Annotated in this window: 8 protein-coding genes; 5 read left to right on the top strand and 3 right to left on the bottom strand. The window is 66.6% G+C overall.

Translation table 11 applies throughout. The features are described 5' to 3' along the window. On the bottom strand, positions 1 to 280 hold a 280-nt coding region (locus VGH54_RS19135; RefSeq protein WP_331513648.1), incomplete at its 3' end, for a phosphotransferase. A 12-nt stretch (positions 281 to 292) separates the two neighbouring features. Further along, positions 293 to 913 carry a histidine phosphatase family protein gene (locus VGH54_RS19130; RefSeq protein WP_331513647.1) on the bottom strand — a complete coding sequence of 207 codons (621 nt, stop codon included), beginning with the start codon at positions 911 to 913 and terminating at the stop codon, positions 293 to 295. A gap of 82 nt (positions 914 to 995) precedes the next feature. Here VGH54_RS19130 and VGH54_RS19125 point away from each other — a divergent pair, with 82 nt between their 5' ends. The 5 genes from VGH54_RS19125 (at position 996) to VGH54_RS19105 (ending at position 5,737) form a co-directional block, all read left to right on the top strand. After that, a complete protein-coding gene (locus tag VGH54_RS19125) occupies positions 996 to 2,027 on the top strand; it encodes a phosphotransferase family protein (RefSeq protein WP_331513646.1) in 1,032 nt (343 codons plus the stop codon). Beyond that, positions 2,024 to 2,788, top strand: coding sequence for an SDR family NAD(P)-dependent oxidoreductase (locus VGH54_RS19120; RefSeq protein WP_331513645.1), 765 nt, complete (start codon positions 2,024 to 2,026; stop codon positions 2,786 to 2,788). Before VGH54_RS19125 ends, VGH54_RS19120 begins: the two co-directional genes overlap by 4 nt. A gap of 72 nt (positions 2,789 to 2,860) precedes the next feature. Further along, positions 2,861 to 4,144, top strand: coding sequence for an acyl-CoA dehydrogenase family protein (locus VGH54_RS19115; protein ID WP_331513644.1), 1,284 nt, complete (start codon positions 2,861 to 2,863; stop codon positions 4,142 to 4,144). After that, on the top strand, positions 4,140 to 4,763 hold the full coding sequence (locus tag VGH54_RS19110) for a TetR/AcrR family transcriptional regulator (protein WP_331513649.1): 624 nt from the start codon (positions 4,140 to 4,142) through the stop codon (positions 4,761 to 4,763). The genes VGH54_RS19115 and VGH54_RS19110 overlap by 5 nt, the downstream gene beginning before the upstream one ends. Next, positions 4,763 to 5,737, top strand: a complete 975-nt coding sequence (locus VGH54_RS19105) for an NADPH:quinone oxidoreductase family protein (RefSeq protein ID WP_331513643.1) — start codon at positions 4,763 to 4,765, stop codon at positions 5,735 to 5,737. Before VGH54_RS19110 ends, VGH54_RS19105 begins: the two co-directional genes overlap by 1 nt. A 158-nt stretch (positions 5,738 to 5,895) precedes the next feature. Here VGH54_RS19105 and VGH54_RS19100 read toward each other — a convergent pair. Next, positions 5,896 to 7,647: alkyl/aryl-sulfatase (locus tag VGH54_RS19100; RefSeq protein WP_331513642.1), on the bottom strand; the 1,752-nt coding region annotated here is incomplete at its 5' end.

Raw genomic sequence — 7,647 nt, 5'->3', positions numbered from 1 at the left:
ACGCGTCGTTGCACAGTGTGACCGCGCGGGCGACCGGGACCGGGGTAGCGGCCAGACCGGCGACCACCGTGTACTCCCGCGCCATGTCGTGCGCCGACGGCGTCAGCCCATGCAGCGGCGGGCGGCGCAACACCCACTTCGACGCGTCGTCGGCCACCAGAAAGGTCAGGTTGGAGCGGCCGCCGGAAATCAGTTCCGCGGTCAGTTCCCCGTCACGGCCGACGCCGACCGATCGCAGATGCTTGTCCAGCGCGGAGAGGTCGAGCCCGTCGAGAGTCACGCGACTTGTCTATCACCGCCGGTTCCGGGGCAGCAGGTCCCATACGTGTTCGGTGCCGTTCACCGTCACCACGCTGGCCTGACCGGACCGGGAGAACAGCAGCCGAGTCACCGAGACATAGTCGATGGGAAACGACAGCACCCGCTTGGTTCCCAGGATCTCGTGCAGGACCACGTTGATCACGCCGCCGTGGCTGAACACCGCGACGGTGTCTTCGTGTTCGGCGGTGGCGGCGACGTTGTCGACGGCCGCCCGCACCCGCGCCCGAAACGCATCCTCGTCGACCGTGCTGGGCAGGTGTCCCTCGGCCATCCGGGCCCACTCCTGCGGGTTCTCCGCGCGGATCTGCTCGATCGGGATGTACACCGGCAGATCGCGGTCGTATTCGGCGAAGCGGTCGTCGATCTCGACGTCCAGCCCGCGCGCGGCAGCGACCGGTTCCGCGGTCTGGAACGCGCGCCGCTGCGGACTGCTCACCAGCCGGGTGATCGGGAATCGGGCCAGCGCATCGGGCAGTCGCGCTGCCTGCGCATGCCCCTCGTCAGCAAGGTCGGGGTCGGCACCCTGGCCCCTTCCTTCGGGATCCGGGCCGCTGCGGAGCGGCAACGCGTGCCGGACCAGAAGCAACTGCATCCGCACAGCCTCGCATGCATCGGAAAGCCCTTGGCATCTCGCCGGAGAATGCTATTCTCCGATGGGAGAGCGAGGTGTGCGGATGTTGGACGCGGTGGTATTAGGACGTTGGCTAGACGCGAACGAGGCTCCCGGTGACGGCGAAGAACCTGTCCTCGAGCAGCTGCCTGGCGGCTCGCAGAACACGCTGTACCTGATCCATCGCGGCGACCATCGCATGGTGCTGCGCATGCCCGGCGCCCGCGCCGACGCGGCCCGCATCGACGGGCTGCTGCGCGAGATCCGACTGGTCCGCGCGTTGGGCGGGACCGATGTGCCACACGCCGAGCTGATCGCCGCCAACGACGCCGGCGATCTGCTCGGCATGCCTTTCTACGTGATGCAGGCGATCGACGGCTGGAGTCCGATGGACGGCGGCTGGCCGTCGCCGTTCGACGACGACCTGACCGCCCGCCGCGGCTTGGCCTTCGAGCTCGTCGAGGGCGCGGCCAAGTTGGGCCGGGTCGACTGGCAGGCGCAGGGGCTGCACGGCTTCGGCCGGCCGGACGGATTCCACGAGCGGCAGGTCGACCGATGGCTGGCGTTTCTGGACAACTACAAGGTGCGCGACCTTCCCGGCCTTGACGAAGCCGCCGGCTGGCTGCGCAACAACCGGCCCGCGCACTACCAGCCGGGCATCATGCACGGCGACTATCAGTTCGCCAACGTCATGTTCGCGCACGGTGAGCCGGCCCGGCTCGCCGCGATCGTGGACTGGGAGATGACCACCGTCGGTGACCCGCTGCTCGACTTGGCCTGGTGTCTGCTCGGCTACGACGGCGAAAACCCGCGTGAGGACGGATTTTACCTCGACATGTCGGGGATGCCGACCCGCAGCGAGCTGCTCGAGCGCTACGAGAAGGTCAGCGGGTTGTCCACCGACAACATCGACTACTACCTGGTGCTGGCCAACTGGAAGCTCGGCATCGTGCTGGAAAAGACCTACGCTGCGGGAGTGCGCAGCGGCAAGGTCGACCCCAAGATCCAGGGCGCCTTCGGGGCGATGGTCCCCCAACTGATCGCCACCGCGGCCCAGATGGCCCGCTCCCTACCGAGCCTGAAGCCGCTCAAATGAGCTACGCCGAGCGGCTTTTCGACCTGACCGGCCAGACGATCCTGATCACCGGTGGCAGCCGCGGGCTGGGCCGGGAAATGGCGTTCGGCGTCGCACGATGCGGCGCCGACGTGGTGATCGCCAGCCGGAAGATGGACAACTGCGTCGCCGTCGCCGAGCAGATCGAAAGCGAGACCGGTCGCACGGCGATGCCGTACCAAGTGCACGTCGGCCGGTGGGATGAGCTCGACGGGCTCGTCGAGGCCAGCTACGACCGGTTCGGAAAGATCGACACCTTGATCAACAACGCGGGCATGTCACCGGTGTACGACAAGCTGACCGACGTCACCGAGAAGCTGTTCGACGCGGTGGTCAACCTCAACCTCAAGGGCCCGTTTCGGTTGTCCGCGTTGGTCGGCGAGCGGATGGTTGCGGCCGGCCGCGGGTCGATTATCAACGTCAGCACCGCGGGTTCGCTGCGCCCGACGCCCGACATCATCCCCTACGCCTCGTCGAAGGCCGGGCTCAACGCGATGACCGAAGGCTTTGCGCGGGCACTCGGGCCGACGGTCCGGGTCAACACCTTGATGGCCGGCCCCTTCCTCACCGACGTCAGCAAGTCGTGGAATCTGGACCAGGCAGCGCACAACCCGTTCAGCGGCCTGTCGCTGCAGCGCGCCGGTGATCCCACCGAAATCGTCGGTGCCGCATTGTTTTTGGCCTCGGAAGCATCCAGCTTCACCACCGGCTCGATTGTGCGGGCTGACGGTGGAATCCCCTGACGAGACGATCGCAAGCCCGGCGAAGCCGGGTGCAGCGGGTCGCCTCCAATCAACTGAGCAGGAGTAATCGAAATGGCATGGGACTTTTCTACCGAACCCGAGTTCGCGAAAAAGCTCGACTGGATCCGCGAGTTCGTCCGCGAAGAGGTCGAGCCGCTCGAGGTATTGTTCCCCGGCTGTGAGTTCTTGCCGCTGAACGACGAGCGCCGCAGAATCGTAGACCCGCTCAAACAACAGGTCCGCGACCAAGGTCTGTGGGCGCCGCACCTCGGTCCGGAACTCGGCGGCCAGGGTTTCGGCGCGGTCAAGCTGACGCTGATCAACGAGATCCTGGGCCGCAGCCCGTGGGCTCCGATCGTGTTCGGAACCCAGGCACCCGATACCGGCAACGCGGAGATCATCGCCCGCTTCGGCACCCAGGACCAGAAGGACCGCTACCTGTCGGGGCTGCTGTCCGGTGAAATCTTCTCCTGCTTCTCGATGACCGAGCCGCAAGGCGGAGCCGACCCGCGCGTCTTCACCACCCGTGCCGTCCGCGACGGCGAGGACTGGGTGATCACCGGTCGAAAGTACTTCTCCAGCAACGCATCCGTCGCCTCCTTCTTCATCGTCGTCGCGATCACCAATCCTGACGTGGCGGTCCATCACGGCGCTTCGACATTCCTGATACCCGCCGACGCCCCGGGACTCAAGATCGAGGCGAACCATCACCTGGTCGGCGCCGACCCACACGAGCCGGGCCACTCGCTAGTCCACTACGACGACGTGCGGGTGCCGTCCACCGCGTTGCTCGGCGAGCCCGGCCAGGGCTTCCTGATCCTGCAGACGCGGCTGGCCGGGGGCCGGCTGCACCACGCGATGCGCTCCATCGGAATGGCCCAGCGAACCGTCGAAATGATGGCCCGCCGGGCGAAAAGCCGCTTCACACAAGGTACTTTGCTGGCCGACAAGCAGTTGGTACAGGAATTCGTCGCCGACTCCTATACCGAGCTGGCCCCCTTCCGGTTGACCGTGCTGCATGCCGCATGGCTGATCGACAGCGGCGACGAGCACGGTGCCCGCGCCGAGATCGCGACGTGCAAGATTTTGGCGTCCCAAGTGCTGAAATCGATTGCACTGCGGGCAATTCAGGTGCACGGCGCGCTTGGACTGACCGATCAGATGCCGCTGGTCAATGTTCTGCTGGGCGGTATCGCGCTCGGCCTTGCCGACGGACCGACCGAGGCACATAAGGTCAACCTGGCCCGGATGTTGCTCAAGAACGTCGAGGCCGAGAGCGGCGAGTGGCCCAGCGAGATGCTCGACGTCCGCCGCGCGGCGGTCCGCGCCAAATACGGTGAACCCATTGCCCATTAGCCCGGCGAGCGGTAGCCGGGTCGCCGCGGCCGTCGAGCGGGCGCTCGACGGCCGTCAGCGGGAGGCGACCGAGGAAGTCGAACGTATCCTGGCTGCCGCCGTTCGGGTGATGGAACGGGTGGCGCCCGAGCCGCCGCGGGTCAGCGACATCGTCACCGAGGCCGGTTCGTCGAACAAGGCGTTCTACCGCTACTTCGCCGGCAAAGACGACGTAATCCTCGCGGTGATGGAACGTGGCGTCGCCATCGTCGTGTCCTACCTGCAGCACCAGATGACCAAGGAACGCACACCGGCCGGTCAGGTGCGGCGCTGGATCGAGGGCGCCCTCGCGCAGGTGGCCGACCCGCACCTGATCAGCATGAGTCGCGCTGCCGCCGGCCAGGTTTCGGCCACCACCGACTGGCGCGCCGCAGACGACGCGATCATGCGTCCGATGCGCGATCTGCTGGTCGAGCCGATTTCGGCGTTGGGCAGCAAGGACGCTCACCGCGACGCCGACACTGTCTTCCTTTGTACGGTGTCGGCCATGCGCCGCTACCTGGATTCCGCGGAGCGCCCCTCCCCGGCCGACGTCGACCATTTGGTGAAGTTCTGTTTGCGCGGACTGGGAGTGCGCTGATGCGCGCCGTCGTCTGCCACGCCTACGGACCGCCGGAAGACCTCGTCGTCGACGAGGTCGCCGATCCGGTGCCGGGACCGGGCCAGCTGGTGGTGCGGGTGCACGCGGCGGCGGTCAATTACCCGGACGTGCTGATGATCCACGGCAAATACCAGGTCAAGGCTCCGGTGCCGTTCACGCCGGGCAGCGAACTCGCCGGCGAGGTCATCGCGGTCGGTGAGGGTGTGTCTTACCGCCCGGGCCAACGCGTTTCGGCCACCACGTTCGTCGGGGCGTTCGCCGAACAAACGCTCCTGCACTCGGCGATGGTCACCGAGATACCGGACGTGGTCGACTTCGCGTCCGCTGCGGCGTTCGGTGTCACCTACCGCACGGCCTATCACGCGCTGCGATCGATCGCCGCTGTCGAACCTGGCGATTGGGTGGTCGTCCTCGGCGCCGCGGGAGGCGTGGGCCTGGCGGCCGTCGATCTGGCGGTGGCCATGAAGGCCCGGGTGCTGGCCGCCGCGTCGAGTCCGGAAAAGCTCGAGCTATGCCGACAGCGCGGCGCGGAAGCGACGGTCGATTACGACCGGGAGGACCTGAAGACGCGCATCCGCGAGCTCACCGGCGACGCCGCGCGGGTGGTTCTCGACCCAGTCGGGGGACCTTACGCGGAGCCGGCACTGCGCGGACTTGCCCGCGGCGGGACCTTCATCACCCTCGGCTACGCCTCCGGCGTAATCCCCTCCATTCCGCTGAACCTGGTCCTACTCAAGGGAATCATGGTCCGCGGCATGGAGATTCGTACGTTCGTGAGCGACCGGCCGGACGACTCCGCACGCGATATGCGGGAGTTGACGCAGATGTTCGCATCGGGCGTGATCCGGCCCTACATCGGCGCCCGGTTTGCGCTGGCTGACACCGCGGCGGCACTGAGGCACGTGGCCGACCGCAAGGCGATCGGGAAAGTGCTCATCGACGTCGCGGGGTGACAAGTCCAATCCGTCCCACGCGTCTCTCCGCAGCGGGCCAGGCGTTGTGCCCGCCTTCGAGCGAAAAGCGAGCAGTGACGCCGAATTTCGCTGCGAGGCGGGCACATCGGCGCGCGGCCGGCCGGAGACTGGTGTGGCGAATGTGACACCACGGTCCGCTACGGCGTGATGATGTTGAACGACGGATCGGGCCGCTCGATGATGCCCAGGAACTGCTGCAACGCCGCCTGGTCGCCGGAGACCTCGACACCCGGCGAGCTGAAATCGCCCGCCGCGAGCATGAGCAGGCGAAAAGCGTTGTCCAACTTGATGGTCACGGTGGCGGTGGCCGGATCGGCGGGCACCTTCCGCTGCACCAGCACGCCGTTGCGCAGTGCGAGCCGGTAGTTGGCGTCGCGATCGGCCAGCGTCACGTCGATCGCGATGTCCAAGTCCCACGCGCGGGGTCCGTTCACGCTGATGGCCAGGCCGTCGAAGATCTGCTCCGGCGTCAGCTGCGACAACAACGTCGGCGAGGAGGCTTGCGTCGCGGTACCGAAGTTGCCGTCGCGCAGCTCGGTCGCTCCGGACAGAAAGAAGTTCCGCCACGTCGCGTTCTCCGCTCCGTAAGCCAACTGCTCCAGGGTGTCGGCGAGCAGCGTGCGGGCACCGCCGTGCTCGCTGTCGGCGAATACGGCGTGATCTAGAAGTGTTGCCGCCCAACGGAAGTCACCTGAATCGAACGCCTGCTGAGCAAGCTCGACCACTCGGTCGATGCCGCCGATCGCGTCGACGTATCGACCGGCCAGCGCTTCGGGTGGGTGTGGCCACAGCCGGGCCGGGTTGCCGTCGAACCAGCCCATGTAGCGCTGATAGACCGCCTTGACGTTGTGGCTGACCGAGCCGTAGTAGCCGTGGGTGTGCCACGCCTTGTCCAGGGCCGGCGGCATCTGCAGCGTCTCTGCGATCTCGGCGCCGGTGTGACCCTGGTTGAGCATCCGCAACGTCTGGTCGTGCAGGTAGGCGTACAAATCTCGTTGCAACGCAAGGAATTCGACGACGCGGTCGCGCCCCCAGGTCGGCCAGTGGTGCGAGGCGAACACCACGTCGGCGCGGTCGGAAAAGGTGTCGATCGCCTCGGTCAGATATCCCGACCAGGCGTGCGGATCGCGAACCAGCGCGCCGCGCAGGGTCAGCAGGTTGTGCAGGTTATGCGTGGCGTTTTCGGCCATGCACAACGCGCGGAATCGCGGGAAATAGAAATGCATTTCGGCGGGCGCTTCGGTGCCAGGTGCCAGCTGGAATTCGATTTCGACGCTGTCGATGGTGTGAGTTTCACCGGTGCTCTTGACGTCGACGGTCGGCACGATCAGCGCTATCTCGCCTTGCGAGGGAGCTTGGCCCAGACCACAACCGACGTGTCCTCGCGGACCAGCCTCGAGCGAGGTGCCGTACATGTAAGTGGCGCGGCGTGCCATGGCGGGCCCGGCGTAGACGTTCTCCTGCACGACGTGCTCGGTGAACCCCTCGGGTGCCAGCACGGCCACCTTGCCCGCGTCCACCTCGGCCTGGGTAGCGACGCCCAGCACGCCACCGAAATGGTCGACGTGGCTGTGTGTGTAGATGACCGCGACAACCGGCCGATCACCCCGGTGGATGCGATATAGCTGCAGCGCTGCGGCGGCCACCTCGGTGGACACCAACGGATCGATCACGATGAGGCCGCTATCGCCCTCGACGAAGCTGATGTTCGAGAGGTCCAATCCACGTACCTGATATATGCCCGGCACGACTTCGTACAGGCCTTGTTTGGCGGTCAGCTTGGATTGCCGCCACAGACTGGGATCCACCGATGGCGGTGCGTCACCTGTGAGGAACGAATACCGGTCGTTGTCCCACACCACTCGCCCGTCGGCAGCCTTCACGACGCA

It is taken from the genome of Mycobacterium sp. (assembly GCF_036488105.1).
In the GTDB taxonomy this organism is placed as follows: Bacteria; Actinomycetota; Actinomycetes; order Mycobacteriales; family Mycobacteriaceae; genus Mycobacterium.
The sequence above is the reverse complement of the archived record's forward strand: the minus strand, read 5'-3'. Positions and strand labels throughout refer to the sequence as shown.

Excerpts from the sequence above, each read along its gene's own strand:
- VGH54_RS19130 (WP_331513647.1), bottom strand. The coding sequence starts at position 913 with ATGCAGTTGCTTCTGGTCCGGCACGCGTTGCCGCTCCGCAGCGGCCCG.
- VGH54_RS19125 (WP_331513646.1), top strand. The coding sequence starts at position 996 with ATGTTGGACGCGGTGGTATTAGGACGTTGGCTAGACGCGAACGAGGCT.
- VGH54_RS19120 (WP_331513645.1), top strand. The coding sequence starts at position 2,024 with ATGAGCTACGCCGAGCGGCTTTTCGACCTGACCGGCCAGACGATCCTG.
- VGH54_RS19115 (WP_331513644.1), top strand. The coding sequence starts at position 2,861 with ATGGCATGGGACTTTTCTACCGAACCCGAGTTCGCGAAAAAGCTCGAC.
- VGH54_RS19105 (WP_331513643.1), top strand. The coding sequence starts at position 4,763 with ATGCGCGCCGTCGTCTGCCACGCCTACGGACCGCCGGAAGACCTCGTC.